Below are 26,903 nucleotides of genomic sequence, written 5' to 3'. Positions count from 1 at the left end.
CGACAGGGTGGTGCCTCGGACCGGCGGCGCGGGTCGGCGAGCCGCGGTTCCCGGACGGGTCAGGCGGCAGGTTCCTGCTGGGTGGTGCAGTGGATGCCACCACCGCCTGCGGCAATGCCATCGATGTTGATCTGGACGATCTCGCGGTCGGGGAACAGTCGTTGCAGGGTGTCGCGGGTGGCCGGATCGGTGTCGGGATCACCGAATTCGGGTGCGATGACCGCGCCGTTGCAGACGTAGAAGTTGATATAGCCTGCGGCGAAGTCGTCATCGGCGAAGGTCTCACGCACCGTGGACGGGCCCTCGAGCACCTCGACTCGGAGCGGGCGGTCGTGCACGTCGGTGGCCTGGTGCAGGATCTCGAGGTGACGACGGGTGACGTCGTAGTCGAAGGAGTCCGGATCGTTGTCCAGCCCGGCCACCACCACGCCGGGGCTTGCGAAGCGGGCGTAGAAGTCGGTGTGGCCGTCGGTGATGTCCTCGCCCGCGATACCGGGTAACCAGATCACCTTCTCGATGCCGAGTAGATACGCCAATTCCTCTTCGACGTCCGTCTTCTTCCAGCCCGGGTTGCGATTGTTGTTGAGCACACAGCTCTCGGTGATGAGCGCGGTGCCCTCGCCGTCGACCTCGATGCCGCCACCTTCGAGCACCAGGTCGGTCTCCAACCGCTCCACCCGAGCCCGATCGGTGACGAATCGGGCCACCTCGGCGTCGCGGCGGTGCTCCTGTTTGTCGCCCCAGCCGTTGAAGTTGACATCGACGCCGGCGCGCCCGCCGCTGCCGTTCACGAACACCGGGCCGGTGTCGCGCATCCACAGATCGTCGATCTCGGTGGGAATCAGCTCGACGTTCGCGTGACCGATGAGGCTCTGCGCCAGCCCCATCTCATCGGGGCGCACCAGCATCGACACCGGTTCGAACCTGGCGATCGTGGTGGCGATGGTGGCGAGATTGCGCTGCACCTCCGGCAGCAATTCCGCGCCCCAGATCCGCTCACTGGCACCGAAAGCCATCCAGGTCCTGGCATGCGGTTGCCCTTCCTCGGGCATCATCCACTGTCTCCCATCGTCGTAGGCGCTACTGGAACCGCTACCGCTGAAGGGCAGTTTCTCGTCGGTGCAACCGGCCAGCAGAAAGCCGCCGAGCGCAGCCATCGAGGTCTGTACAAAGGTGCGTCGCCGCATATCGTCTGCTCTCTTCTCCTGGCTGATGTGCGATGCGCCGAGCGTGGCTCGTCGGATCTCGGCAGCCTCGTCTGGTCGAAGTCGCGTCGCTGATCAATGGGCGACCCTGTCGATCCACACTGTAGGTCCTGACTAAAAATTCAGTCAAGTACGGGACGATGCCGACCTGCTTCGGTCGAACGCGCCTCGTTCGTTCTCGATGGCTGCCCTCGCACCGTTGGCGATGTGGTGGGGATGACGGCGGAGCAAGAAGAGCCGAGTGGCACGATGGGGGTATGGCGCGACTCGATTACCAGGCTCTCAATTCGACCATTCGGTATCTGATGTTCTCGGTGTTCCAGGTGCAACCCGGTGCGCTGGGCGACGATCGGGAAGCGGCGATCAAGGAGGCGCGAGCCTTCTTCGACGGTCTCGCCGACCGCGGGGTCGTGCTGCGCGGCATCTACGACGTTGCGGGCCTGCGCGCCGACGCCGACTTCATGCTGTGGACCCACGCCGAACGGGTCGAGGACCTGCAGGCGGTGTACGCCGACTTCCGTCGCACCACCGCCCTCGGCAAGGCCAGCGCGCCGGTGTGGAGCAATGTGGCCATCCACCGGCCCGCCGAATTCAACAAGAGCCACATCCCGGCGTTCCTGGCCGGCGAGGACGCGGGCAACTACATCTGCGTCTACCCGTTCGTTCGGTCCTACGAGTGGTACCTGCTGCCCGACGACGAGCGCCGCAAAATGCTCGCCGACCACGGCAAGGAAGCCCGCGGCTATCCGGATGTGCGGGCCAATACGGTCAGCTCGTTCGCCCTCGGCGACTACGAGTGGATCCTCGCCTTCGAGGCGCAGGAACTACACCGCATTGTCGATCTGATGCGTGACCTGCGCGCCACCGAGGCACGGCTGCACGTGCGGGAGGAAGTGCCGTTCTTCACCGGCCCGAGGGTCGAGGTGGAGCAGCTGATCACCGCACTGCCCTGAGCTCTGAACGCGCCCGGGTTCTGAGCATGCATGCCCCGAACTTTCGGGGCATGCGTCATCGGCGCGTGGTTGCGTACCGTTTGCGCACGGCGCGTCGGGTTTACTGAGGCGTTGCGGTGTCCGAGGGGTGCAGCCGCAGCGCAATGGAATTGATGCAGTAACGCTTGTCGGTGGGTGTCTGATACCCCTCGCCTTCGAAGACGTGCCCGAGGTGGCTGTGGCAGTGTCCGCACAGCACCTCGACCCGGCGCATGCCGAGCGAATCATCGGCTCGCAGGATCACCGCGTCGGAGTCGGCCGGATCGAAGAACGACGGCCAGCCGCAGTGCGAGTCGAACTTTTCCGTACTGCGGAACAGTTCGGCACCACACGCACGGCAGGCATACACGCCTTCGGTCTTGGTGTCGGTGTATTCGCCGACGAAGGGCCGCTCGGTGGCCGCTTCGCGCAGCACCGCGAACTCTTCGGGCGTCAGCTTCGACCGCCATTGCTGTGGTGTCAGCTGAATCCGCGGGACGGGCAGGGAGGTGTCCGATTCGGAGCTCATCACTCCACGGTAATGCGCTTGTCCTCCGCCGTCGCGGAACCATTGTGCGGTTCCGTGGTGAGCGGGGTCCGTGACGTCGCCTGATCGCCGTCGTCGGCCGTTTCTGTCACCGTCACGGGTGCGGCAGGACCGCGGGGGTCCGGCGCGGTCGCCATCCACGCCGGGTCGATGCCGAACTTCAGTCGTCCCTCTCGTCGCGCGGCCAGATAGCGGTCACCGAGGACACAGAAGACCACGATCAGTAGCAGACTCCAGCCGAAGGTGATGCGCAGGTATTCGAGGTTGCGGCCCAGGCTCTGCCAGCGGTCCGACAGCCATTTGTCGTAACTCATGAATGCGAAGATCGCCAACCAGGCCGGCCAGTTGCGCAGCACCGAATTGCGCAGCACCACCGTCATGAGGAACGGGAACAGCATCATCGAGTAGTACATCTGGCCCAGCGACGACAGGGCGAACAAGGCCGTCAGCAGGACACCGGAGCTGGTGCAGACAAAGAACAGCTCGTCGTGGCGGTAATAGCGGTACAGCAGCCAGAGCGTGATCGCGACGATCACACCGAGGCCGAGACGCATAGTCCAGGTGAGCCATGGCGGCAGGCCGTAGTACTCGGCGTTGCCGGCAATCGCGCTGTTGAAGTAGTCGCGGGTCTCCATGATGTAGGGCCCGGTTCGGCGCAGGAAGTCGCCGGGATCCTTCATCAACGGCCAGGCGATCGCGTTGAGCACGAGCGGCACTCCCAGTGCGGTGATGAACACCTTCCACTGGCCCCGCGCGGCCGCTATCAGCAGTAATGGCACGAGTGTCGGTTTGACCGCGATCGTCAGGCCGAGTATCGCCCCAGACCACAGGTCCCGCCGTTGCAGTAGCAGCATGATGAACAGCAGCTCCGCCAGCAGCAGGCAACCGTTGACGTTGGTGAAGACCAGAGTGTTGATCACCGTCTCGGACATGAACATCGCCAGCAGCAGGGCAGGCGCGGCGATCGACTTCACCGTGTACTTGAACAGACGCAGCAGCAGGTACCAGGCGATCAGGATGGCGACCGCGTTCAGCAGGATGAACAGCCAGCGCGACTTCTCGTAGTCGATGATGGCGATCGGCGCGAAGATGAGGGTGCCGCTCGGCGGATACAGATAGTGCGGGTCGACCGAATCGAAGTTGGCCGTGTAGACCGGACGTCCATTGAGGAAGTCCAGAGAGGCCTGGTAGACCGGCCTGTAATCGTCTGTGACGAAACCATTGACAGCCTTGATGAAGACCCGGTTCAGCACGGTCATGACCGCAAGGGGCCACAGTGCGAACTTGATCACCTCGGCGGTGGTGCGAGCTGTTCGGGGCTCGAGCTGTCGAAGTAACACTGGGGCACGGTACACCGGATCGTGCCCAGATGGTTGCCCGGACCCGCCCTTGCATGCCCCGGACGCGGTGTCCGAGGACGCATCAGACCCCTGCACCCCCATGCCGCTGAGGGCTCTCGATCAGGCCGGGCACGCGGTGCCGTCGGCGGGCAGCTTCGCGCCTTTCAGGTACTCGACCACCGCCCGCTGGGCACATCCGGAGTGATTCGACACCGGATGGCCGTAGCCCTGCCAGGTAAGCGTGGCGTTACGGGCGCCCGCGCGGCCCAGCGCGCCGGTCACCGAGGCCTGTCCGCTACCACTGACCGGATCGGCCACCCCGGCGAGCACCAGCACCGGCAGATCGAGCTTCTCCGGTGGCGCGGGCGGGGTCAGCACGGGCCAGGCCGAGCAGGTCAGCAGGGAGATCGCCGCAGCGCGGCCGAAGACCGGGTACTTGGCACCCCAATCTTCGGAGACCTCGGCGGCCTTGCCCGCGGTGGGCGGCTGCTGGGTGTCGGTGCAGCCGTTGACGAACTGGCCGTCGTCGGCGGTAGCCGAGGTCGCGCGCTGTACCTGGGTCTGTAGTGGCGCCAGATCGCCGCGGTCGGCCGCCGACAGCGCGTCGGCGAGTTCGGTTACCCGGCTGGTCTGGTCGCTGCGCGGACTGCCGAGGAACCCGGTGATCGCCGTGAGCAAGGCGTTTGCCGAAATGTCGCCGAGGTCGCCTGCCGTGGCCTTACCGAGGAGCGAGGTGACCATCGCCCGCGGATCGGGCCCCAGCGAGCACCCGACGCCGACACAACGCTGCGCGAACGCGGTCAGTGCCGCTTCGGCGCCCTGTACCTGCTGTTCGCTCCTGGTCACCGCGTCGACGTCGACCGCATGCGGCGAATCGAGCACCAGCCGTGCCAGATGGTCACCGAACTTGCGGGCGTAGGCCATGGCGACCAGCGCACCATTACCGGTGCCGAGCAGCGAAATGCGTTCGACCTGCCATTGTTTGCGCAGCTGCTCGATATCGTCGGCGGCGTGGGCGGCGTCGAAGGTGCCGTCGTACGGCTGGAGGAAGTCGCGGCAGGCGATGGTGGCGTCCTGGCTCAGCTCGGCCATGGTGGCGATCTGGTCGGTACCGCCGGGCGCGAACTGGGCGTTGTCGTGCATGGCGGTGCGGATCTCGGGCGGCAGACAGTCGATCGGCTGCGAGCTGCCGATGCCGCGCCGATCCACCGCGACGATCGGGCGTTGCGCCAGGATCGCATTCGCGGGCCCGACGGCCAGCCCGGCGAGGGTCGCGGTGGAGGACCGGTCCGCGCCGGAGGTCAACACCAGCGGGGCGGCATCGGCGGGGGTCTGCGGCAGTCGGGCGCGGATGGCGCCGTTGCGGAAGGAGCCGAGAATGGCGCCGGAAGCATCGATGGGCGTCGAATATTCGGCGCATTCGAGCAGCAGACCCTCCGGCGCCGGTCCGAGACCGAGCAGATCGAGGGTCGGTGTGGTGCATTCGCGCCAATTCAGATCCGCCTTGGGCACTTCTGCCTCGGGTGGCGGCTCGGCCGCACCCGAGGTGGTGGCCTCGCCCGCGACAGGCGGACGTTCGATGGCCACGCCGGGACGATCCGAGGGTCCGGCCCCGCATCCGGCGATCATGATCGAAAGTGTCGAGGCCAGCACCACGGCCCGAGTCCAGCGCATGCGTTACACCCTGCCAGGTCTCGTGCCGCGTTTCACAGAGACCCTCAGGTCCGCACCCACCGAGTGAGCATCGTTCCGTCGTCGTCGTGCAGGATGTGGGCCGGCTTCATCGCGGTGCGGAACTCCTCGCCTGACAGCGAGATTCGCCGTGCGGTGCCGCCGATCAGCACGGGCGAGGTGGTCAGGCACAGTTCATCGACACAGCCCGCTTCCAGCAGGTCACCGAACAGGTGCGGTCCACCCTCACACAACACCCGCAGCAGGCCGCGGTCGGCCAGCACGGCCAGGGCGTCGTGCGGTGCGACCGCGAGGTCGCCGGCTTCGATCACCTCCGCACCCGCGTCGGCGAGTAGGCGTTTGCGATCGGCAGGCGCCGCCGCGGTCGTGATGACGAGTGGCGCGCGGGTCGCTGCGCCGGTGTCGTCTGCTTCGGTGAACAGCCGCCCCGCCGCGTCCAACGCGGCACTGGCGGTCACCACCGCGATGGGCGGTGGCGTGCCCTCCCGATTCCCGCCGATCCCGAGATCATGCAGGTGGCGGCGACGAGCCGGATCGGTCTTGGCCGGGCCGTAGTTTTCGGCGCGTACGGTGCCCGCCCCGATCAGCACGACATCGGCCAATTCGCGCAGCATCGCGAAAACCTTGTGGTCGGCATCGGTGCCCAAACCACCCGACACGCCGTCGCTGGTGGCGGCGCCATCGATACTGGAGACGAAATTGGCTCGCACCCAGGGACGGTCGAGCCCGCTCGGATAGCCGTAGAGCCGGGCGAGTTCGTCGTCGGTCAGTCCTGTGAGCTGGATCGCATTGTGGATACGCTGCATGAACACAGATCACACCACGTCATTAGGCTTCGCCCATGCAAGAACGCCTCGTCGATCGCCATCCTGAGGTTCCGGCGGATCAACTCGTCGCCCAGATGGTCCCACCACCCATGTTCGACGAGGTCAGTTTCGCCTCCTACATCCCCGATCCGAACGAACCGAGCCAGGCCGCCGCGGTGAGCAAGGCCGAGGAGTTCTCCTGGCAGGTCGCCAAGATTCACAAGACCGCCTCGAAGAAGGGCCTGTTCGGTAAGAAGAAGCAGGTCGACGGCGCCGGGCTCTACCTCGACGGCGGATTCGGCGTCGGCAAGACCCACCTGTTGGCCTCGATCTTCCACAGCGCGCCCGCGCCCAAATCGTTCGGCACCTTCGGAGAGCTCACCAACCTGGTCGGCGCGCTCGGATTCACCAATGCCGTCGAGCGACTCAGCGCCAACAGCGTGCTGTGCATCGACGAATTCGAACTCGATGATCCGGGTGACACCATGCTGGTCTCGCGCCTGCTGACCGAGCTGTCGGCCAGCGGCGTATCCATTGCGGCGACCTCCAACACCCTGCCGGGCCAACTCGGCGAAGGCCGGTTCGCCGCGCAGGACTTCATGCGCGAGATCAAGAAGCTCGGCGCGATCTTCCAGGCCGTACGCGTCGACGGCCCCGACTACCGTCACCGTGATCTGCCGCCCGCGCCCGAGCCGACCTCGCCGGAGGAGCTCGCCGAACGCGCCGCCGCCACGCCGGGGTCGACGTTGGACGACTACGACCAGCTGCTGAAGCATCTGAGCACCCTGCACCCGTCCAAGTACGGTGCGTTGATCTCCGGAGTCTCGTCGGTCTACATCGGCAACGTGCACCCGGTGACCGATCAGGCCGTGGCGCTGCGCATCGTCGTGCTGGCCGACCGCCTCTACGACGCCAGCGTGCCCGTCACCGTGTCCGGCGCCAAGCTGGATGAGATCTTCTCCAAGGAGATGCTCGATGGTGGCTACCGCAAGAAGTATCTGCGTGCTATTTCCCGGTTGCTGGCGTTGTCGCGGTTCGAAGTGACCGCCTGAACGGCGACGACTCGCCGAAACGGGTTGACCGCACGGTATCCGGCTTGGTTTGCTGGGCGGGAATTGCCGTGGGTCCGCGCGTCGTCGCCGGGGTACCGCGAGCCGATGAGGGGAGCTTCGCGATGGTCAACCGTTCCACCACGGCCGGTCACCGACTGCGTGTCCCGGTCGCACTGGTTGCGGGCGCGGCCATCGCGTTCGGCCCCGCGGCCGGTACCGCGCCTGCTGATCCGCCGGTCGCGTCGGGGACCGTCGCCTTCGACCGCTCCCTGCACCTCGAGGGCGCCCGCAACGCGCGCGATCTCGGCGGCTACCGCACCGTCGACGGCCGGACGGTGCGCACCGGGCTGGTGTTCCGCACCGATCAGCTCGATCACCTCACCCCCGCGGACCTGGCCGAGCTGACCAGGCGCAACGTCCGCGACGTCGACGATCTACGCACCGTCTACGAGCGCGCGCTCGCCCCGGACCGCATCCCGGAAGGCGCGCGGGCGAACTGGTACGACGTGATCGGCGGCGCGCCCCTGCCGGACCTGGTGTCCAGCCTGGCCGGCGGTGGAGACATGTATCGCGCGTTCATCACGACGCCCGGCGCGAACGCGGCCTTCGCCGCGGTGATGCGCGATGTGATCGAGAACGCGCAAGCCGAAGATGGTGGCGCCGTGATGTTCCACTGCACGGCGGGCAAGGATCGCACCGGCTGGACGGCCGCGGTGCTGCTCACCATCCTCGGCGTCGATCGTGCCACCGTGACCGAGGACTACCTGCTGTCGAACGAATATCGCGGCGCCGCACCGGGTGATCTGCTCAACGGTGTCGAAGCCTCCTGGCTCGACGCGGCCTTCGACCAGGCCATCGCCGAATACGGCAGCTTCGACAACTACGTCCGCACCGGCCTCGGGCTCACCGATGCCGAGATCGCGACCCTGAAGGCGCGCATGCTCGCGTGACCGCGGCGATCAGAACACCAGCCGCATCACGTAGTCGTGGTGTACCTGGTTGCCGACGGTGAAAGTCTTGGTGCCGACTCGTTCGAAACCGTGCTTGGCGTAGAAACGCTGCGCGCGGGTGTTCTCCTGATTGACCCCGAGCCACATCCCCGGATAGCCGTCCGCGCGGGCGCGGTCGAGCGCCGCCAGCATCAATGCCGTGGACACACCGGCTCCGTGATGGCCCGGCAGCACGTACATCTTGCTGATCTCCACCACTGGATGCAGATCGACGGCGGTCGCCACCTCCGGGTCGGCCGGCTCACCACCGAACAACATCGCGTAACCCACGATTTCGCCACCCGAGACCGCCTTGAGCACCGTGCGCGCCGGGTCGGTCAGGTATTCGCCGAACCGTTCCCCGGACAGCACCTCGGACAGGAAGATCTCGATATCGTCGGCGGTCGCCCCGGGCGGGCAGGCAAGCGGGAACGTGGCGGCCGCGACGTCGCTGAGGGCTTCGGCGTCCCACAGCCCGGCCTGGTCGACGATGACCGATGTGTTGCTCATGTGTCCAGTATGCGCACGGACCGCATCGAATGCCGGGAGTTCGCCGGGCACGTCAGGGGATCGGCGCTCGGTGTATCGCTATGGCTCCGACCACCGTGTACCGAGTCCTCGAGTCCGCCCGAGCAGGCTTGTCAGCGAGCCCGGCGGACGTCGTGACCGGGGCTCCGCTTTGCTCGCGGGCCGCGGCGACGTAGTCTCCTGCGCATGAGGAGCGGGAACCGTATCGGTATCGTCGGTGCGGGTATCGCAGGTTTGGCCTGCGCGAAAGTGCTGAGTCGGGCGGGCTTTTCGGTCGAGGTGTTCGACCGCACCCCGGACGTCGGCGGGGTGTGGAGCACCACGAGGCATTATCCGGGCCTGCGTGCGCAGACGAGCAAAAACACCTACCACTTCTCCGACCATCCGATGCCTGCGGAATGGCCGCGCGTGCTCGACGGGCAGCAGATGCAGGAGTACCTGGCCGGATACGTGCACCGGTTCGGCTTCGAGAGCGCGCTGCGGCTGCGTACCGAGGTCGTGGCCGCCGATCCGGTGGACGGTGGTTGGCTGCTCGAGATTCGCGACGGCGACGGCATCCACCGCACCTCCTGTGATCACCTGGTGATCGCCAACGGCGTGGCCAGTGAGCCCGCGATGCCGTACTTCCGCGGTGAGGACGCCTATCAGGCGGGTGGCGGCGCGCTCGGGCACGCGTCGCAGTTCGTCGACGTGGAGGCCGTGCGCGATCAGAACGTCGTCATCGTCGGCTACGGACGGTCGGCCTGTGATCTGGCCGAGGCCGTCAGCCACGTCGCGGCCTCGACCACGGTGGTGGCGCGCCGATTGACCTGGAAGGTGCCTCGCAAGCTTGCGAAAGGCATCGACGCCGAGCAGCTCATGCTGACCAGGGCCGGCGAGGCCCACTTCCGTCATCAGGAACCCGGCCGCTTCGAACGGTTCCTGCACGGTCCCGGCCGCTCGTTCCGGGAGAGCAACCTGGATCTGGTCCAGGCACTGGCGGCAAAACGCCTGCGGCTCGACGAGCTCGGGCTGATGCCTCAGAGCCGCATCGAGCACATCGCCGACCAGTCGGTCAGTGTGGCCACCGAGGGCTTCTACGAGCAGGTCGCCGAGGGCCGGATCAGTGTTCGACGCGAGTCGACGATCGCCGAACTGCATATCGGGCAGTCCGGTCCGACGGCGATCCTGTCCGACGGCGAACGGAAACCTGCCGATATCGTCGTCTGCGCCACCGGTTTCCAGCAGCGGGTGCCGTTCCTGACCCCCTACATCCAGCGGCAGCTGACCGACGACAACGGTAACTTCCGCCTGTACCGTCATATTCTGCCGCTCGGTGTGCCCCATCTGACCTTCGCCGGGTACAACTCGTCGCTGATCAGCGCGCTCGGCGCCGAGGTCGGCGCGCACTGGACCGCCGCGCTCTTGGCGGGTGACCTGACGCTGCCCGGCGACGAGGCCATGGCCGAACACACCGATCGTCGTCTGGCCTGGCTGCACGAGCGCACCGGCGGCAAGCATGCGCACGGCACCGCCATCGAACCGTTCGCCATTCAGAATCTCGACGACATGATGGCCGATATGGGAGTGAAGCTGCCGCGAGGTGCTCGCGCCGCGCAGTGGGTGCGCCCGATCCGCCCTGCCGCCTATCAGGTGCTCGGCAACCGCCGTTCCACCGCGTCGGCGCATACCCAAGCGAGCGCGCCGGTGGCCGAGGCCTACGCGGGAGACGCCTGACTCGGCATGCCCGCCGTTTGTGTGTAGCCGAAGCGGTCACACGGATACCGATCTCCCGCGTCCTGGGCGCCGGGTTGCCGTGAGCGGCAAGTTTGCTGATGGCTGCTTGCACTGGTGATAATCCGCCGGTGGAGTCGTTGGATATGAATCTGCTGGTGGCGCTGGACGCGTTGCTGGAGACCAACAGCGTGACGCTGGCCGCCGAACGGCTGCACACCTCCGCGCCCGCGATGAGCCGGACGCTGGCGCGCCTACGCCGGGTGCTCGGAGACCCGCTGCTGGTCCGGGCCGGACGCAACCTGGTACCCACGCCGCGGGCGCTGGAGCTGCGCTACGACGTGAGCCGGCTGGTCGAACAGGGCCGCACACTGCTCACCCCGCGCGCAGCCCTCGATCCCGCGACACTCAAGCGGGGATTCACCATTCGGGCAGGCGATGGTGTGCTCGTCGAACTGTCGGGACCGCTGCTCGCCGCCGTCCGTGCCGAGGCACCCGGTGTCACCGTTCATTTCCTGCCCGACACCTTGGACGGCGCAGGCGCCCTGCGAGAGGGGCGCGCCGATATCGAGGTGGGCGTCATCGACCAGACCGACCCGGAGACCGTCGTGCAACACGTTCTGGTCGATCGATGGGTCGGGGTGGCGGCGCCGGAACACCCGCTGATCACCGACCGGGTCACTGTCGCGGCCTATGCCGGCGCGGCACACCTGAGCATTTCCCGGGTCGGTCGAGCCCGCGGGCCGATCGACGACCGGCTGGCCCTGCACGGGCGCACCCGCCGCGTCGTCGCCACCGTTCCCGACCTCATCACGGCTCTGCTCGCGGTCCGCGCGGGCACGCTGGTCTGCCCGGCCCCGGCCCGCCTCAGCGCGACCCTGCTGCCGCCATTGGGCCTGTGCGCCTTCGATATTCCCCTGCCGCTGCCGGATATTTCGCTCGGCATGGCATGGCATCCACGCAACACAGCCGACGGCGGACATCTATGGTTGCGGGAGCTTATTCGCTCGATCGTGAAACGTGACCCGGCCGCAGAATCCGGCGCGGTCGCGGTCGACATCTCACCGCGGCGGCAGGCGAGTCGCGGGCGAGTCGCATCTGGATAACGCCTGACGGTGAAAGGGTGGCGGGGATCGGCCGGTTGCCGCACCCTGGAAAGTGCCGGTCTGTGCCGGGCAGGTCGCTATGGGATGGGTTAGGTGGGTGGACGCGTGCAGACGAAGCAGCGGACAGACAGTGCGTGCGGGCGCCGGGCAATCCTTGCCGACCTGGGTATATCGGACGGACCTGGGAAAACGCGCCAGGCGCGCGAGTCGCCGGCTGGTTACGGTTGTGGGTGCGCACGGTGTGTAGCCGCGCAGTGGGACGTTCAGCGACTGAAGTTCTGGCTGGCCGCGCGGATGCTCGCATTCGGCGCGGATGAGGCCGTGGTCGACTGCCGTATCGGCTCGATGACCGTCGACGTCTACTGGCGTAAAGGTGACAGCCGATACGCCATCGAGGTGCGCACCGGCCCGCTCACTCAGGAGCTGGCCCAGGCACACACGGATCGGTTGCGCGCCATCGGTTTCACCGGTGTGCTGTGGTTGTGCGCGCCCGGTTTCTGGGTGGCGCAGCTGCCGGCCCTCGGTATCGAGGACCTCGAACCCAATGCCTGCGACTACCGCACCGTGTCGGGTCTGTTGGAGATGGGCTCCGGCCCCCTGGTGACGCCGCGCCAGGAGCCCTACGAGTTGCGCGAGTTCCTGCGTCAGTGGGTCGATGGCGAAGTCGCATGGGGCTACCGCGACGAATTGAGGAAGGGATGGGCATCGGTGACCGATTGGGAGCAGCACACCAAGACGCAGGCGATGATGATCGCCCGGCAGCGCCAGGAGCTGGTGAACCAGCGCACGGCGCTGGCGATGTCACGGAAATCGGTGCGGGACAAAACCAAACAGATCTCCAAGCTCACCCATCGGATGGAGCGCACCGAGCACAACGCCCAGGAGCACGCGGACGCCGTCGCGGAGGTCAACCGCAAGCTCATCGACCAGCAGCGGACCGATCGGGCACTACGGGCTGCGATCGGCAGGCTGCATCAAACCATCAACCATTGGCAGCTGATCACCATTTTCGCGATGATGCTGCTGGTGACGTTCATGACCGCGGCATTGGTGATGCGCTGAGCCGGAACGAGTCACGGTCCACGGACCAGTCGTGGCGGACCACCAGGGCCGTCAGGGTCAACGGATCGAGACCGATCTCCGCACGCAGCTGCCGGATCGCAGGCCAGGACGCCACGCCCTGTTCGACCAGCTCGTCGAGACGGGCGTCCACGGCGGGATCGACGGGAAGATCACGCAGGTCGGTGAGACCGATCCCGGATCCGGTCCAGATCAACAGGCCCCACCCGTTGTCATGGGCATACGCGCGTGCGGCGGCCGCCCGGGCGCGATGACCTCGGAAGGCGATCTGGCCGAGCGGCTGCACGTCGATCAGGACAACGCGACCGTCGGTGAACTGGGCAGCGGTAGTGGGGAAGTGGATGCCTTCCTCCCCATCCAGCTGGTAGAGCACGGCGTCGGGGTGTTCCTGGAAAGTGCTGATCCGTTCGTCGGCATTGAGCACACCGAACAGCCTGGCTTCGAGCCCGGAATCGAAGCCGACATCGCGACCGACCTTGTCCAGGTAGAAGTGGCCGCGTCCATCGTCGTCCCCGTCGAGGGTGCGCGCCGAATCGGTGGGGAGCGCAGTGGGCGAGCCCGCAGCCTGCGGCCACTCGATCCGGTCGAGCCAGGTGCGGTCGTGACCGACGGGGAATGGTGTGTCCTCGTGCAGTCGAGCCAGGCGGTGGTTGGTTTTCTTGCGCCACGCCGCCAGACGCTGGGTGACGAATCCCGCGACACGTTTGGCGTCGGCGGCAGCATGCCCGGCCAAGCGCAGCTTCAGGTAGGAAAGCTCGTTGGCGACGAGATCGGTGGCGGTGACATAGGTTTCGGTCAGCAGCGCCCGCACCAGCTGCTGGTCTTTGGCTGATGTCGGGTATCGTCCGGCGAACTCGGCCGCGGGCAGGTTCCCGGTGAGCTGGGCTTGACGGATCAGTTCGCCGACCGCGCGGGTATGCAGCTGCCGGATCCGGTCGCGGGAGAAGTCGAATCGCGCCCCGATCCTGGTGAGCGTTTCAGGTCGGCCGTTGCCGATGCCGAGGCGCAGCCGCAGGATCTGCGCGCCGCGCGGTCGGTCGACGGCGTAGTCATCGATCAGCCGGGTCAGGCGTTCGTCGATGTCGTCGAGTTCGAAGCTCAGGTGTTCGGCGAGATCGTCGACCATCTCGTCGGCGGTGTCCACGCCATCGGCCTGCTGCGCGCCGTCCTGGTGTTGCCGAGCCCGATCTGTCGCCACCCGCATGACTCCCTGCTGGGGACCGGTTAATCCGGTCGGTGTGCCACTGTCGGCGTCAGCCTAACGGTGGGGGCCGACGAGTCGGTTCGTCCGATCAGCGTCGTTCCTTGTCCTTAGCGAACATGGTTGCCAGATCGACCAGTCCGAGCACGATCAGCACGATGCCGAGGGGCCCGCCGCGGAACCAGAGGAATTCGGTGTCCCTGGCGAACAACCACAGCATCACCCCCGCGAGGACGAGCAAGGCGCCGACGATACCAGTCATTCGCTTCTGCATGACTCTCATCCTGTAGCGGTGCGGTTGTCGGCGCATCGGCCTCGAGGATTGGTTTCCGATCATCACTTCGTAGGATCTCGGGCACAGCAGCCCAGTCCGGAAAACACGAAAGCCCCGGTGTGAACCGGGGCTGACCTGCTATTGCGATGGTGCGCGATACTGGGATTGAACCAGTGACCTCTTCCGTGTCAGGGAAGCGCTCTCCCGCTGAGCTAATCGCGCGAGGTGGAGACGGGAATCGAACCCGTGTGCACGGCTTTGCAGGCCGTTGCCTCACCACTCGGCCACTCCACCGCGCAAAGGGGGACGGCGAATAATTATTGCCTGGCCCTACCTCTCGAGCGGATGACGGGATTCGAACCCGCGACCCTCACCTTGGCAAGGTGATGCGCTACCAGCTGCGCTACATCCGCATTTTGCATCCCGGTGGCGGGTTGTTCGCCTCCGTGGTGCGAGACAGAACATTAGCCGACATTCGGCGCAACCTACAAATCCGCTGGTAGATGGGGTGGAAAACGAATTACACGGGGGTAGTTCGGGTGCGGTCCGTACTCGTGTTGTTCGCCGGCCGATCGTGCGACCTTCGCTCGGTTCGGATCGACACTGCCGGTGGCGGCGCATGCGGTCTATGTGGTGGTGGCGCGGGGCGGCATCGCATGGCCGGTGTCGGATCATCTTCGTTGCCGGGTCGGCCTGCGGAGGAATGTCCTCGGGAACGCTTCGCTGCAGCGGGGTGTCGAGACGTGGCAGTCGGGAACGATCATCCGGGCGTGCTGGGGGAGGGGCGATTTGGTGGTCGCCGGGGGCGCCGTGCTAGGATTCCTACTCGTTCGGACGGCGCCCGCGGCGCGGTCCGAAGGGCCGTGTAGCGGCCGAAGAATGGTCCCATAGCTCAGCGGGAGAGCGTCCGCCTCACACGCGGAAGGTCGCTGGTTCGAAACCAGCTGGGACCACCGAGCAAGCCCCCGGTCGGATTCCGATCGGGGGCTTTGTCGTTGTGGCGCTGTGCGCCAACGCTTCCCACGGCTGGCGACCTCTGGGTGTGGTCTGTGTCACAGTTTGATAGCGGTTGTCATATTCGGGCCCCAAAGCCTTTTCGGGGGCTTTGGTAAGTCTTTACTATCGATCTGTTCCGCGTTGCCCGGCCGTCATAGTCAGCACGATGAGTCCGCGCTACCGCCCCGCCCGCGCTCGATCTCGATGCCAGTGCATGTTCCACCGATGAACCGGATCGGTATTCGCCGAGCCGGCGAAGGAGAAATATGTCGACCGACACCGATCCCGCATCACGGACGTCGCCACGCCCCGGCCGCCCGCTCCGGCCGCCTCGCCCCGCCTGTCGCGATGTTCCTGACCAGGCGAATTCCATCGCAGCGCAGAATCTTCGGATGGCCGCCCGTGCGGCGGGTGTCCGGCGCGTGCTCGCCGTTCGGATGCTGCTGAACATCACGAGATGACCGCCATCCGGCTGCTCTTATCGTGTCCGGCGCGCGAGTGGTGACGTGGGCCGCCGGCCTCGCTCATGGCTGCCTGAGCGACGTGTATGTCACGTAATAAGTGGACGTGTCATGTGATGTGACTCACGCATCCGTCCGATTGTGGCACTACGTACGAAATGTCCGCTTCTCAGGCTTTGCTAAGTCTTTACCAATATCATTGACGCGGTTTAAATCTCGGCCCGTCGCCGTGCCGGGAGCCTCTTCACCGCGAGATGCCGGTTCGCGGTCCTTGCCCGACTGGACATGTTGATCGTCAACCGACCTCGGCGTTTGCCGAGTCGGCGAAGGAGAACAATGGCTACCAAGATCGATCCGAACCCACCGCTGTCGCCGCCAGGTGACCCGGCACCCGGATCCACCCTGTCCGACCGTTTGTCCTCGATCCTGCGCTACGATCTGCCCTCTTCGATTGTGGTCTTCCTAGTCGCGCTGCCGCTGTCGCTCGGCATCGCCATCGCCTCCGGTGCGCCTGTCGCCGCCGGTCTCATCGCCGCCGTTGTCGGCGGCATCGTCGCCGGCTCACTCGGCGGCTCCGCACTCCAAGTGAGCGGCCCGGCCGCAGGTCTCACCGTCATCGTCGCCGAATCCATCAACCAGTTCGGCTGGCGCGTCACCGGTTTCATCGTCGTCGCGGCCGGTGTGTTACAGATCCTGTTCGGCCTGAGCCGAATTGCCCGTGCCGCACTGGCTGTCGCTCCCGTTGTGGTGCACGCGATGCTCGCCGGTATCGGTGTCACCATCGCGTTGCAGCAGGTTCATGTGCTGCTCGGCGGTGATTCGGAAAGCTCGGCCTGGGCCAACATCACCTCCCTACCCGCACAGCTCGGGTCGGTGCACATCGGCGGCGCCTTCGTGGGCCTGGTCGTCATCGCCGTCATGCTCGGCTGGAAGTACATGCCCGAACGCGTCCGGGTGGTGCCGGGCCCGCTGGTGGCGATCCTGCTGGCCACCGTGCTCTCCCTGGTCCTGCCCACCGATGTCCAGCGCATCGAGCTGAACGGCTCGCTGTTCGACGCGATCGGGCTGCCCGCGCTGCCGAGCAGCGACTGGGCCGGTGTCGCGCTGATGATTCTCACCTTCGCGCTGATCGCCAGCGTGGAAAGCCTGCTGTCGGCAGTCGCGATCGACAAGATGCACACCGGTCCGCGGGCGAACTTCGACCGGGAGATGATCGGTCAGGGTTCGGCCAACGTGGTGTCGGGTCTGCTCGGCGGTCTGCCCGTCACCGGTGTCATCGTGCGCAGCTCGACCAATGTGGTGGCCGGTGCCCGCAGCCGGGCTTCGGCGGTCCTGCACGGCGTCTGGGTGCTGCTGTTCTCGGTCGCTTTGGTCGGGCTGGTGCAGCAGATCCCGATGGCCGCGCTTGCCGGATTGCTGATCGTGATCGGCGTGCAGCTGGTCAAGACCGCGCACATCAAGCTGGCGCACCGCACCGGCGATCTGATCGTCTACGCGGTGACCCTCGCCGGGGTGGTTTTCCTCAACCTGCTCGAGGGTGTGCTGATCGGTCTGGCGCTGGCGTTCGCGCTGCTGCTGTGGCGCATCGTGCGCGTGACCGTCGAGGCCAAACCGCTGGCGGGCAGCGACCGGTGGTTGGTGAGCATCGACGGATCATGCACCTTCCTCGCACTGCCGAAGCTGTCGACAACCTTCGCGAAGGTTCCCGCTGGAGTGGACGTCACCGTCGAGATGACCGTCGACTTCCTCGATCACGCCGCCTACGAGGCCATCATCGACTGGGCACGCCAGCACGAGGCCAACGGTGGCACGGTTGATTTCGTGGAGATCGGCGCGGCGCGTATGGAAGCCGCGACCAGCGCACCGCCGGCCCGCAGCTTCGGCCGCGTTGTCCTCGACGATGTGCTCGGCCCGTGGCGGGTGAGCGACCGCAAGGAGAAGAAGGGCAGCGACGATATCCACGATCCGATCGTCAGCGGGATCGCCGCCTACCACCGCGGACACGCGCATCTGGTGCGGCCGCATCTGGACGAGCTGCGTGACCGGCAGGATCCGGATTCGTTCTTCCTGACCTGCTCGGACTCGCGGATCGTGCCCAACATCATCACCAACAGCGGTCCCGGCGACCTGTTCACCGTGCGCAATGTGGGCAATCTCGTGCCCGAGCACGGCGACGCCTCGGTGGAATCGGCGCTGGTGTTCGCGTTACAGAACCTCTGCGTGCGCTCGGTGGTCGTCTGCGGTCATTCCTCCTGCGGGGCGATGACCGCACTGCACTCCGGGCAACCGTGCGGGCCCGAGATCGACAGCTGGCTCGAGCACGCGCGGCCAAGCCTCGACCGGTTCCGCGACGGACACCCGGTCCGCCGGGCGGCCGAGGCCGCCGGTTTCGGTGAGGTGGACCAGCTCAGCATGGTCAATATCGCGGTACAGCTCGAGCATCTGCACCGGCATCCGGTGGTGAGCCGCGCGGTCGCCGAGCGTGGGGTGACGGTGTCGGGTCTGTTCTTCGATATCGCCAGCGCAAGGGTGATCGAGGTCAGCGTCGACGGGATCGCCCATATCGACGAGTCCGGTCGTCGCGTCGCAACGCAGCTGGTGTGACCGGCGGGGAGCGCGATCGCCAGGACCACCCGCCCCGCGACCCGGCGGGGCGGGTGCTCGGCCGGGCGGGGTCTCTTCGAGGATTCTGTCCGGCAGGGCCCAATTAGGCTGGGATCGTGAGCATCGAGCTGGACCCGCAACCGCCCACCGAGCCGAAGTCCTGGCGCGCCTTCCGGGACCGGGTTTCTGCGCGTCCTACCCTGAACCTCGCCTACCGGATCGGGGTGGCGCTGGCCGGAACCGTCGTGCTCGTCATCGGCATCGTCGCGATTCCCTATCCCGGACCGGGCTGGGCGATGGTTTTCGCCGGTCTCGGCATCCTGGCCACCGAATTCTCCTGGGCACGACGTGCCCTCGGCTGGCTGCGGGACCGATACCGGCAGGTCATGGCGTGGTACGGCGGGCGGGGAACGGTCTTCAAGGTGCTTGCCGCGCTGGCCACCGCTGCGCTAGTCGTGGCGACACTGTGGGTTCTCGGAACGTTCGGATTGATCGGCGGCTGGATCGGAGTCGAGTGGCAATGGTTGCACAGTCCCCTGATGTCGTGAGCACGGTTGCGGGCCGGATGCTCACCGACCCGGACTGGCTGACGGCACGCATCGCCGAGATGGGGCGATCGTGGGGGACCGACACACCGCGCGTCGGTGCCACCCTGTGGTGGTGCATGGTGGCCTCGGCGCTGGTGGAGCCGCTCGCGCGGGCCTACGCCGCGGGCGAGCGCGCACCCGTGGCGCAGCTCGATCGCATCGGCTGCGAGGTGCGCCCGGACGGTGGTGTAGACCGGATCGTCTTCGCCGGATCGGCTGAGAGCACCGCCGAGACCGTCGGCTCGAAGACCGACCTCCCCGACGGCTCGACCGACAGCAGCGTGGACGCCGGTGGTTCGGCGACCGGCAGCTGCGCCGGGTTCACCGAGGACTGTGCCGGCGTCATCGGCTCAGCGGCCGGCAGTGCGGAGATCGAACTCACCGACGCCCCGGACGTGCCGGCCATATCGACGCTGCCCGATAAAGAGCAGTCCGACGCGGGCAGGGCACTGCGGGAAACCTTGACCGCGGTGATCGCGCAGGTAGCGGCAGTGTCCGGGGCCCGTGCGCCGGCGCTGTGGGCGGTGGTCGCCGACGCGATCGGCAATCGGGCCATCGACGCAGGCCTCCCGGAGGCAGGGACGCGGCTGGCGGCCGAGATCGGCGGCAGGCTGCCCGCACCGCGGTTCGTCGACATCGGCGAACGCACTTTCGTGCGCCGGATCTCCTGCTGCCTGGTCTACGAGGTGCCCGGCTGCCAGATGTGCACCAGCTGCCCGAAACGCCCGAGTGCTGAACGTCAGCAGTTACTCGCCGAGCTGGCCGCGCGGGACTGATCGTCGGCCGCACCGACTCGAGGGGCACAGCGACCCGCCGTACCGAACGGTAGTGGGGCCGTCGGGCCGGGCTCGCCGCCCCGGTCCGTCGACGCATGGTCACGTCTGTCCCGATAGCATGGTCGCGGCCGGGTACCGTCCGGCCTGCGATCGACGGACCAGCCGTCACCCTCCGGGTTGAGCCCGGGAAACGGCGGTCTGCAACCGGAGCGAGCCGGAACGACACCGGACCGCGGAAACCAAGGAGAGTCAGAGCCGTGACCACCACAGCGCCCCTCAGCCCAGCCGCCCTCGTCCGGGTGCCGGCCGGGACTACGGCGGGTGCCGCGGTGCGTGAGGCGGGCCTGCCGACCAAGGGACCGGAGACCATCGTCGTCGTCTGTGACGCCGCCGGCGACCTCAAGGACCTGTCCTGGACCCCAGACGTTGACGTCGAGGTGACCGCGGTCGCCGCCAATACCGAGGCGGGCCGCAGCGTCATCCGGCATTCGGCCGCCCATGTGCTTGCCCAGGCCGTGCAGCAGGAGTTCCCCGAGGCCAAGCTCGGCATCGGCCCACCGATCAAAGACGGCTTCTACTACGACTTCCGCGTCGACAAGCCGTTCACCCCGGAGGATCTGGCCAAGCTGGAATCCAGGATGAAGAAGATCATCAAAGGCGCGCAGCGGTTTTCGCGCCGGGTGGTCGAGGTCGAGGAGGCCAGGGTCGAGCTGGCGAACGAGCCGTTCAAGCTCGAATTGATCAGCGACAAATCCGGTATCGACGATCCCGAGGTGATGGAGGTCGGCGGTAAAGAGCTGACCATCTACGACAACCTCGACCCGCGTTCGGGGGAACGCGTGTGGGGCGATCTGTGCCGCGGCCCGCATATCCCGACCACCAAGTTCATCCCTGCGTTCAAGCTCACCCGCAGCTCCGCCGCCTATTGGCGTGGTGATCAGAACCGCGAGGATCTCCAGCGTGTCTACGGCACCGCCTGGGAGTCGTCGGAGGCGCTCGACGAGCACATGCACCTGCTGGCCGAGGCCGAACGTCGCGACCACCGCAAGCTCGGCCTGGAGCTGGACCTGTTCAGCTTCCCCGACGAGCTCGGCTCCGGTCTGCCGGTGTTCCACCCCAAGGGCGGCATCATCCGCAAGGAACTCGAGGAGTACTCGCGGCGGAGGCATGTTGCCGCAGGCTACGAGTTCGTCAATACCCCGCACATCACCAAGGGGCATCTGTTCGAGGTGTCCGGTCACCTCGACTGGTACCGCGACGGCATGTTCCCTGCCATGCACCTGGACGCGGAGTACAACGAGGACGGCACCGTCCGCAAGCCCGGCCAGGACTACTACGTCAAGCCGATGAACTGCCCGATGCACAACCTGATCTTCCGGTCCCGTGGCCGGTCGTATCGGGAGCTGCCGCTGCGGCTGTTCGAGTTCGGCTCGGTCTACCGGTACGAGAAGTCCGGTGTGGTACACGGTCTGACCCGCGTGCGCGGCATGACCCAGGACGACGCGCACATCTACTGCACCAAAGAGCAGATGCACGCGGAGCTCACCAACACCCTGCACTTCGTGCTCGACCTGCTCAAGGATTACGGCCTCGACGACTTCTACCTGGAGCTGTCCACCAAGGACCCGGAGAAGTTCGTCGGCGCCGACGAGATCTGGGAGGAGGCCACCGAAACCCTGTCCAAGGTGGCCGCGGCCTCCGGTCTCGACCTGGTGCCCGATCCGGGCGGCGCCGCGTTCTACGGCCCGAAGATCTCGGTGCAGGCCAAGGACGCCCTCGGGCGGACCTGGCAGATGTCGACCATCCAGCTCGACTTCAACCTGCCCGAACGGTTCAACCTGGAATACACCGCCTCCGACGGCACCAAACAGCGCCCGGTGATGATCCACCGCGCCCTGTTCGGTTCCATCGAGCGGTTCTTCGGTGTGCTCACCGAGCACTACGCGGGCGCATTCCCCGCCTGGCTGTCGCCGGTGCAGGTGGTCGGCATCCCGGTCGCGGAGGCCTTCGCACCGCATCTGGACCGGGTGATCGAATTGCTGCACGAGGCCGGGGTGCGTGCGCACGTGGATCGCAGCGACGACCGGATGCAGAAGAAGATCTTCAACAACACCGCCCAGAAGGTGCCGTTCATGCTGCTGGCCGGTGAGCGTGACGTCAACGCCGACGCGGTCAGCTTCCGGTTCCGCGACGGCACCCAGGTCAACGGCGTCCCGGTGGCTGATGCGGTGGAGACCATCGTGGACTGGATTGCCCGGCGCGACAACGCGTCTCCGACGGCGGAGGGCTTCGAGATCCGTACCGCCGGTGGCGGTGAGCGTCGATGAGCGATACCGGCGCCGCCGCGCTTCGGGGCACCGAGAACGGCGGCGACATCGTTGACCGCGGTCCGGGGGAACCGGACCGGCTGCAGCGGTTGTGGACGCCCTACCGAATGTCGTATATCGCCGAAGCTGCCACCGCGCCGCCCAAGGATGCGACCGGCCACCCGTTCACCGATATCCCGAAGATGACCGATGAGGACGGTCTGGTGGTCGCCCGAGGTGAACTGGTGTACGCGGTGCTCAACCTGTACCCGTACAACCCCGGCCACATGATGGTGGTCCCGTACCGGCGGGTCGCCAACCTGGAAGACCTCACTGACGCCGAGAGCGCCGAACTGATGGCGTTCACCCAGCAGGCCATCCGGGTGATGAAGCGGGTGTCGCGGCCGCACGGCTTCAACGTCGGACTCAACCTCGGCGGCGTCGCGGGTGGATCGCTGGCCGACCATCTGCACCAGCACATCGTGCCGCGGTGGGGTGGTGACGCGAACTTCATCACCGTCGTGGGCGGGGTCAAGGTGATGCCTCAGTTGCTCAGGGAGACCAGGGCACTGCTCGCCGCAGCCTGGGACGAGGAGTAGATCGGTGCTCAGCATCTTCGGTCGTGCGACGTTCGCCAAAGCGACGGCGCCGCTCGGGAGGGCACTGGTGCGCACCGGCCTCACCCCGGACGCGATGACTCTCATCGGGACGGCAGCCTCGATCGCTGCGGCGGTCACGCTGTTCCCGTCCGGTCACCTGTTCTGGGGAACGATGGTGATCTGGCTGTTCGTCATGTTCGACATGCTCGACGGGGCGATGGCACGGGCCCGCGGCGGCGGCACGAAATACGGTGCGGTGCTCGACGCCACCTGTGACCGGGTCGCCGACGGCGCGATCTTCGGGGGTCTGGCCTGGTGGGCGGTCTATCACGAGCACAGCAAGCCGCTGTTCTTCGCTACCCTGGTCGTGCTGGTGACCTCGCAGGTGATCTCGTATGCCAAGGCGCGGGCCGAAGCCAGCGGATTGTCGGCCGACGGCGGTCTCATCGAGCGACCAGACCGGCTGGTCATCGTGCTGGTGGGCGCCGGATTCACCGGCATCGGCGGATATTGGGGGATCGGATGGCTGACCTGGGCGGTGTACGTCGCGATGTGGCTCCTCGCGGTGTTCAGCATCGTGACGGTGTTTCAGCGGGTGCTGGCGGTGCGCGCGTCGCCGGGGGCGCGCGAGATCATTCCGATGGCGCGTCCGCAGGAGCCGGCCGAGGACTCGACGGAGCGGCAGTCGTGACCGCGACCGCCACCCGCCCGCGGACAGCACAGGCCCTCGACGGCATTGCCGCACGCATCAAGAGCGGGCTCAGCGACCGCGGTTACGCGACAGGCTGGCGGCTGGTGCGGGCCCTTCCGGAGCCGGTCGCGCGCAGGCTGTTCGATTGGGGCGCCGACCGCGTGGTGCGAGATGGCGGTCCGGAGCAACTGCGCCGCAATCTTGCTCGTGTGCTCGGGGTCGCACCGGAGGTGGTGCCCGACGAGCTGATCCGCGCGAGCATGCGCTCCTACGCGCGCTATTGGCGCGAGGCGTTCCGGTTACCGGCTATGGACCATGCCGCGCTGGCTTCCCCTGGCCGGATCCCAGTGGAGGGCCTTGCACATCTGGACGCCGCGCTCGCCGGAGGTCGGGGCGGGATTTTGGTGCTGCCACATTCGGGTAACTGGGATATGGCTGGCATGTGGCTGGTGCAGAACTATGGCACCTTCAGCACCGTCGCCGAGCGGTTGCAGCCGGAATCGCTGTTCGAACGGTTCGTCGCATACCGGGAGAGCCTCGGCTTCGAGGTGTTCGCGCTGACCGGTGGCGAGCAGCCGCCGTTTCCGCAGCTGGCGGCGCGATTGCGGGAGAACAAGATCGTCTGCCTGATGGGTGAGCGTGATCTGACCGGCAAGGGCGTTCCGGTGGATTTCTTCGGTGAGCGCACCTGGATGCCCGCCGGGGCGGCGAAGCTGGCGATCGAGACCGGTGCTGCGCTGATGCCGGTGCACGCCTGGTTCACCGCCGACGAGTCCGGGCATGAGGGTTGGGGTATGAAAGTTGATGCCCCGCTGGATATTTCGGGTGGTGTCGGTCCGGCCACGCAGGCGCTGGCCGATCGCTTCGCAGCGAATATCGCAGCACATCCCGCCGACTGGCACATGCTGCAACCGCTATGGGAAAGCGATCTGTCCGAACAGCGACGCGCCAGAATCGCAGCCGCGCAGGCGGATCTGGACGATCCGGGCTTACGCGGCGGCGGCATCGACGGGGGAGACGCGCAGCGATGAAGATCGGCATGGTCTGCCCCTATTCGTTCGACGTCCCGGGCGGTGTGCAGGCACATGTGGTCGAGCTGGCACGGGTGATGATCGAGCGCGGGCACAAGGTGAGTGTCCTTGCGCCCGCATCGGATTCGACGCCGCTGCCGGAGTTCGTCGTATCGGCCGGCCGTGCGGTGGCGATCCCGTACAACGGCTCGGTCGCGCGGTTGTCGTTCGGGCCCACCGCCTACACCCGGATCCGCCGCTGGATCGACGGCAACGATTTCGACGTGCTGCATATCCACGAGCCGAACGCGCCGAGCCTGTCCATGCTCGCCCTCAAGATCGCCGAAGGTCCGATTGTGGCGACCTTCCACACCTCGACGACGAAATCGCTGGTGCTCAGCACCTTTCAGGGTGTGCTACGTCCGTATCACGAGAAGATCAGCGGCCGGATCGCGGTGTCGGAGCTGGCGCGGCGTTGGCAGGTCGAGGCGCTGGGGTCGGATGCGGTGGAGATCCCCAACGGGGTCGACGTGCCGGCATTCGCGCGTGCCCCGATGCTCGACGGCTATCCACGCAGGGGCGGCACGGTTCTGTTCCTCGGCCGCTACGACGAACCGCGTAAGGGCATGGAGGTGCTGCTCGGCGCATTGCCCGCGCTGGTGCGCAGGCATCCGGAGATCGAGATCCTGATCGTCGGTCGCGGCGACGAGGAACGGCTGCGCAAGGAGGCGGGCCCGCATGCCGGGCATCTGCGATTCCTCGGGCAGGTCTCCGATGCGGAGAAGGCCTCGGCGATGCGGAGCGCAGACGTCTATGTCGCGCCGAACCTGGGTGGTGAGAGCTTCGGCATCATCCTGATCGAGGCGATGGCCGCGGGTACCGCGGTTGTCGCCAGCGAACTCGATGCGTTCCGCCGGGTGCTGCGCGACGGGCTCGCGGGACTGCTGGTGCCGGTGGGTGATTCGACGGCGCTGGCCACCGCGCTGGACACCGTGCTCACCGATGACGCCCGCCGCGCGGAACTGGTGCGGGCGGCGACGCAGGTTGTCGGCGAATACGACTGGCCGGTGGTGGCCGAACAGATTCTGCGGGTGTACGAGACGGTGACCGTCGGCGACATCCGGGTAAGGGCAGCCGGATGATCACCTTTTCCGCGACAACCGTTCTCGTCCTCGCCCTGATCGCCGCGGTGGTCGTGGCCATCGGCCTGTGGGCCTATTCCACCGCCAACCGGCTCGACCGGCTACACGTGCGGTCGGATCAGTCCTGGCAGGCGCTCGACGGTGCGCTGGCACGCCGTGCGGTGGTCGCCCGAGCGGTGGCGATGGCGATCGCGGGTCCGGTCTCCGATCCGGTGCTCACCGACCAGGCCAAGCAGCTGTCCACGCTGGCGGACCGCGCCGAACGCGCCGGCCGGACGGACCGGGAAACAGTCGAGAATCAGCTCTCGGCGGCACTGTCGTCGGTCGACATCGGGCAGCTGCGCCCCCAGCTGGTGGCCGAGCTGGCCGACGCCGAGGCCAGGGTTCTGATCGCGCGGAGGTTCCACAACGACGCGGTCCGCGACACTCTCGCGCTGCGCACTCGGCGTCCGGTGCGGATCCTGCACCTGGGCGGTACCGCGCCGCTGCCGACCTATTTCGAGATCACCGAGCGCGCCACTCCCGCCGCGGCGACCGGACTCGAGGTCGACACCATCCGCACCTCCTCCCGTGCGGTCCTGATCGACGAACAGGGCCGCGTGCTGTTGATGCGCGGCAACGATCCGAAAGTGCCGGAGGTGTCGTTCTGGTTCACCGTCGGTGGCGGTGTGGAACCAGGGGAGAGCCTGCGGGACGCGGCGGTCCGCGAGATCCACGAGGAAACCGGCTTCACCGCCGATCCGACCGCGCTGCGTGGGCCCATCTGGCGACGTGTGGCGGTGTTCCCGTTCAACGGTGAGCTGATCCGCTCCGAGGAGCTGTTCTTCGCCCTTCGGGTGCCGATGTTCGATCCGCGACCCGCCAATCTCACCTATGTCGAGCGGCGTTCGATCACCGGACATCGCTGGTGCACCGCGGCCGATATCGCCGCACTCGACGCGTCCGGCGAAACGGTGTACCCGTACCACCTGGATGAACTCATCGCAGAAGCCGCGGCCGCGGCGGCCGCCGCGGCCGACCCAGAGGTCCGTTCCATCCGCTGAGACGGCGATTTCCTCGATCACTGTGACCGGATTCACCGCCGTGTTACCGTCGATGCGGTTTGGCAGGCCGAGCGAGGGTCGACTCGGTGGGTGGAGGTGAGTAGTACGTGTCGTACATCCTGTTCGATTTCCTGATGCCGATCATCGGCCCCGCCGCGGCGGAGTATTGGGCGACGTTGCTGGT

General features: G+C 66.9%; 23 protein-coding genes and 4 tRNA genes. 16 read left to right on the top strand and 11 right to left on the bottom strand.

Annotation, left to right across the window (positions count from 1 at the left end; genetic code table 11):
- Positions 1-59: 59 nt before the first annotated feature.
- Complete coding sequence (locus GV792_RS25225) at positions 60-1,187, bottom strand: agmatine deiminase family protein (protein WP_218579961.1); 1,128 nt, start codon at positions 1,185-1,187, stop codon at positions 60-62.
- Positions 1,188-1,462: 275 nt separating this feature from the next.
- Here GV792_RS25225 and hemQ point away from each other — a divergent pair, with 275 nt between their 5' ends.
- Positions 1,463-2,158: a hydrogen peroxide-dependent heme synthase gene (gene hemQ / locus GV792_RS25220; protein WP_163827097.1), complete on the top strand. Its 696-nt coding sequence runs from the start codon at positions 1,463-1,465 to the stop codon at positions 2,156-2,158.
- 100 nt (positions 2,159-2,258) lie between these two features.
- Here hemQ and msrB read toward each other — a convergent pair whose 3' ends face one another.
- The 4 genes from msrB to GV792_RS25200 all read right to left on the bottom strand — a co-directional run bounded on the left by msrB (position 2,259) and on the right by GV792_RS25200 (position 6,561).
- Entirely contained in the window at positions 2,259-2,705 is a 447-nt protein-coding gene (msrB, locus tag GV792_RS25215; RefSeq protein ID WP_163827095.1) for a peptide-methionine (R)-S-oxide reductase MsrB, read from the bottom strand.
- Positions 2,705-4,063 (bottom strand): glycosyltransferase family 87 protein, encoded by a 1,359-nt coding sequence (locus GV792_RS25210; RefSeq protein WP_309138702.1) that lies wholly within the window; start codon positions 4,061-4,063, stop codon positions 2,705-2,707. The genes msrB and GV792_RS25210 overlap by 1 nt, the downstream gene beginning before the upstream one ends.
- Before the next feature lie 120 nt (positions 4,064-4,183).
- Positions 4,184-5,737 carry an alpha/beta hydrolase gene (locus tag GV792_RS25205; RefSeq protein WP_175583206.1) on the bottom strand — a complete coding sequence of 518 codons (1,554 nt, stop codon included), beginning with the start codon at positions 5,735-5,737 and terminating at the stop codon, positions 4,184-4,186.
- Positions 5,738-5,781: 44 nt separating this feature from the next.
- Positions 5,782-6,561, bottom strand: a complete 780-nt coding sequence (locus GV792_RS25200; RefSeq protein ID WP_163827131.1) for a pyrimidine reductase family protein — start codon at positions 6,559-6,561, stop codon at positions 5,782-5,784.
- 35 nt (positions 6,562-6,596) lie between these two features.
- Between GV792_RS25200 and zapE the strand changes: the two genes are divergently transcribed.
- Both zapE and GV792_RS25190 read left to right on the top strand, forming a co-directional pair.
- Positions 6,597-7,613, top strand: coding sequence for a cell division protein ZapE (gene zapE, locus GV792_RS25195; protein WP_163827091.1), 1,017 nt, complete (start codon positions 6,597-6,599; stop codon positions 7,611-7,613).
- A 122-nt stretch (positions 7,614-7,735) separates the two neighbouring features.
- Complete coding sequence (locus GV792_RS25190; RefSeq protein ID WP_163827089.1) at positions 7,736-8,563, top strand: tyrosine-protein phosphatase; 828 nt, start codon at positions 7,736-7,738, stop codon at positions 8,561-8,563.
- A gap of 9 nt (positions 8,564-8,572) precedes the next feature.
- Here GV792_RS25190 and GV792_RS25185 read toward each other — a convergent pair whose 3' ends face one another.
- On the bottom strand, positions 8,573-9,112 hold the full coding sequence (locus GV792_RS25185; protein WP_163827086.1) for a GNAT family N-acetyltransferase: 540 nt from the start codon (positions 9,110-9,112) through the stop codon (positions 8,573-8,575).
- A gap of 204 nt (positions 9,113-9,316) precedes the next feature.
- Between GV792_RS25185 and GV792_RS25180 the strand changes: the two genes are divergently transcribed.
- The 3 genes from GV792_RS25180 to GV792_RS25170 all read left to right on the top strand — a co-directional run bounded on the left by GV792_RS25180 (position 9,317) and on the right by GV792_RS25170 (position 13,011).
- The gene (locus GV792_RS25180) at positions 9,317-10,846 is read left to right on the top strand and encodes a flavin-containing monooxygenase (RefSeq protein ID WP_163827084.1); all 1,530 of its coding nucleotides are present in this window, start codon (positions 9,317-9,319) and stop codon (positions 10,844-10,846) included.
- Between the two features lie 128 nt (positions 10,847-10,974).
- Complete coding sequence (locus GV792_RS25175; RefSeq protein ID WP_175583207.1) at positions 10,975-11,949, top strand: LysR family transcriptional regulator; 975 nt, start codon at positions 10,975-10,977, stop codon at positions 11,947-11,949.
- A 294-nt stretch (positions 11,950-12,243) separates the two neighbouring features.
- Positions 12,244-13,011: a bestrophin-like domain gene (locus tag GV792_RS25170; protein WP_163827080.1), complete on the top strand. Its 768-nt coding sequence runs from the start codon at positions 12,244-12,246 to the stop codon at positions 13,009-13,011.
- Here the strand turns inward: GV792_RS25170 and GV792_RS25165 are convergent.
- The 5 genes from GV792_RS25165 to GV792_RS25145 form a co-directional block, all read right to left on the bottom strand.
- On the bottom strand, positions 12,983-14,227 hold the full coding sequence (locus GV792_RS25165; RefSeq protein WP_309139154.1) for a sigma factor-like helix-turn-helix DNA-binding protein: 1,245 nt from the start codon (positions 14,225-14,227) through the stop codon (positions 12,983-12,985). The two genes, GV792_RS25170 and GV792_RS25165, sit on opposite strands and share 29 nt — an antisense overlap.
- Positions 14,228-14,321: 94 nt before the next feature.
- The gene (locus GV792_RS25160) at positions 14,322-14,504 is read right to left on the bottom strand and encodes a hypothetical protein (RefSeq protein ID WP_163827078.1); all 183 of its coding nucleotides are present in this window, start codon (positions 14,502-14,504) and stop codon (positions 14,322-14,324) included.
- Between the two features lie 147 nt (positions 14,505-14,651).
- Positions 14,652-14,726 (bottom strand) — tRNA-Val (locus tag GV792_RS25155).
- Position 14,727: 1 nt separating this feature from the next.
- A tRNA-Cys gene (locus GV792_RS25150) sits at positions 14,728-14,798 on the bottom strand.
- A gap of 46 nt (positions 14,799-14,844) precedes the next feature.
- Positions 14,845-14,917, bottom strand: a tRNA-Gly gene (locus GV792_RS25145).
- A gap of 468 nt (positions 14,918-15,385) precedes the next feature.
- On the opposite strand from GV792_RS25145, the gene GV792_RS25140 reads away from it, so the two are divergent.
- The 10 genes from GV792_RS25140 (at position 15,386) to GV792_RS25095 (ending at position 26,719) form a co-directional block, all read left to right on the top strand.
- Positions 15,386-15,457: transfer RNA gene (locus GV792_RS25140), tRNA-Val, on the top strand.
- 840 nt (positions 15,458-16,297) lie between these two features.
- Positions 16,298-18,565, top strand: coding sequence for a SulP family inorganic anion transporter (locus GV792_RS25135; RefSeq protein WP_163827075.1), 2,268 nt, complete (start codon positions 16,298-16,300; stop codon positions 18,563-18,565).
- A 116-nt stretch (positions 18,566-18,681) separates the two neighbouring features.
- Positions 18,682-19,113 (top strand): TIGR02611 family protein, encoded by a 432-nt coding sequence (locus GV792_RS25130; protein WP_163827073.1) that lies wholly within the window; start codon positions 18,682-18,684, stop codon positions 19,111-19,113.
- Positions 19,110-19,928: a (2Fe-2S)-binding protein gene (locus GV792_RS25125; protein ID WP_309138711.1), complete on the top strand. Its 819-nt coding sequence runs from the start codon at positions 19,110-19,112 to the stop codon at positions 19,926-19,928. The genes GV792_RS25130 and GV792_RS25125 overlap by 4 nt, the downstream gene beginning before the upstream one ends.
- Positions 19,929-20,185: 257 nt before the next feature.
- The gene (gene thrS, locus GV792_RS25120) at positions 20,186-22,255 is read left to right on the top strand and encodes a threonine--tRNA ligase (RefSeq protein ID WP_163827070.1); all 2,070 of its coding nucleotides are present in this window, start codon (positions 20,186-20,188) and stop codon (positions 22,253-22,255) included.
- Positions 22,252-22,833 carry an HIT family protein gene (locus GV792_RS25115; RefSeq protein ID WP_163827068.1) on the top strand — a complete coding sequence of 194 codons (582 nt, stop codon included), beginning with the start codon at positions 22,252-22,254 and terminating at the stop codon, positions 22,831-22,833. The genes thrS and GV792_RS25115 overlap by 4 nt, the downstream gene beginning before the upstream one ends.
- A gap of 4 nt (positions 22,834-22,837) precedes the next feature.
- Positions 22,838-23,524 (top strand): phosphatidylinositol phosphate synthase, encoded by a 687-nt coding sequence (gene pgsA, locus GV792_RS25110; protein ID WP_163827066.1) that lies wholly within the window; start codon positions 22,838-22,840, stop codon positions 23,522-23,524.
- 56 nt (positions 23,525-23,580) lie between these two features.
- The gene (locus GV792_RS25105) at positions 23,581-24,555 is read left to right on the top strand and encodes a phosphatidylinositol mannoside acyltransferase (RefSeq protein ID WP_163827125.1); all 975 of its coding nucleotides are present in this window, start codon (positions 23,581-23,583) and stop codon (positions 24,553-24,555) included.
- A complete protein-coding gene (locus tag GV792_RS25100) occupies positions 24,552-25,676 on the top strand; it encodes a glycosyltransferase family 4 protein (protein WP_163827063.1) in 1,125 nt (374 codons plus the stop codon). Before GV792_RS25105 ends, GV792_RS25100 begins: the two co-directional genes overlap by 4 nt.
- Entirely contained in the window at positions 25,676-26,719 is a 1,044-nt protein-coding gene (locus tag GV792_RS25095) for an NUDIX hydrolase (RefSeq protein WP_163827123.1), read from the top strand. Before GV792_RS25100 ends, GV792_RS25095 begins: the two co-directional genes overlap by 1 nt.
- The last annotated feature ends 184 nt before the right edge of the window (positions 26,720-26,903 follow it).

Source organism: Nocardia cyriacigeorgica (assembly GCF_010868145.1).
GTDB classification, from domain to species: Bacteria; Actinomycetota; Actinomycetes; order Mycobacteriales; family Mycobacteriaceae; genus Nocardia; species Nocardia cyriacigeorgica_D.
The sequence above is the reverse complement of the archived record's forward strand: the minus strand, read 5'-3'. Positions and strand labels throughout refer to the sequence as shown.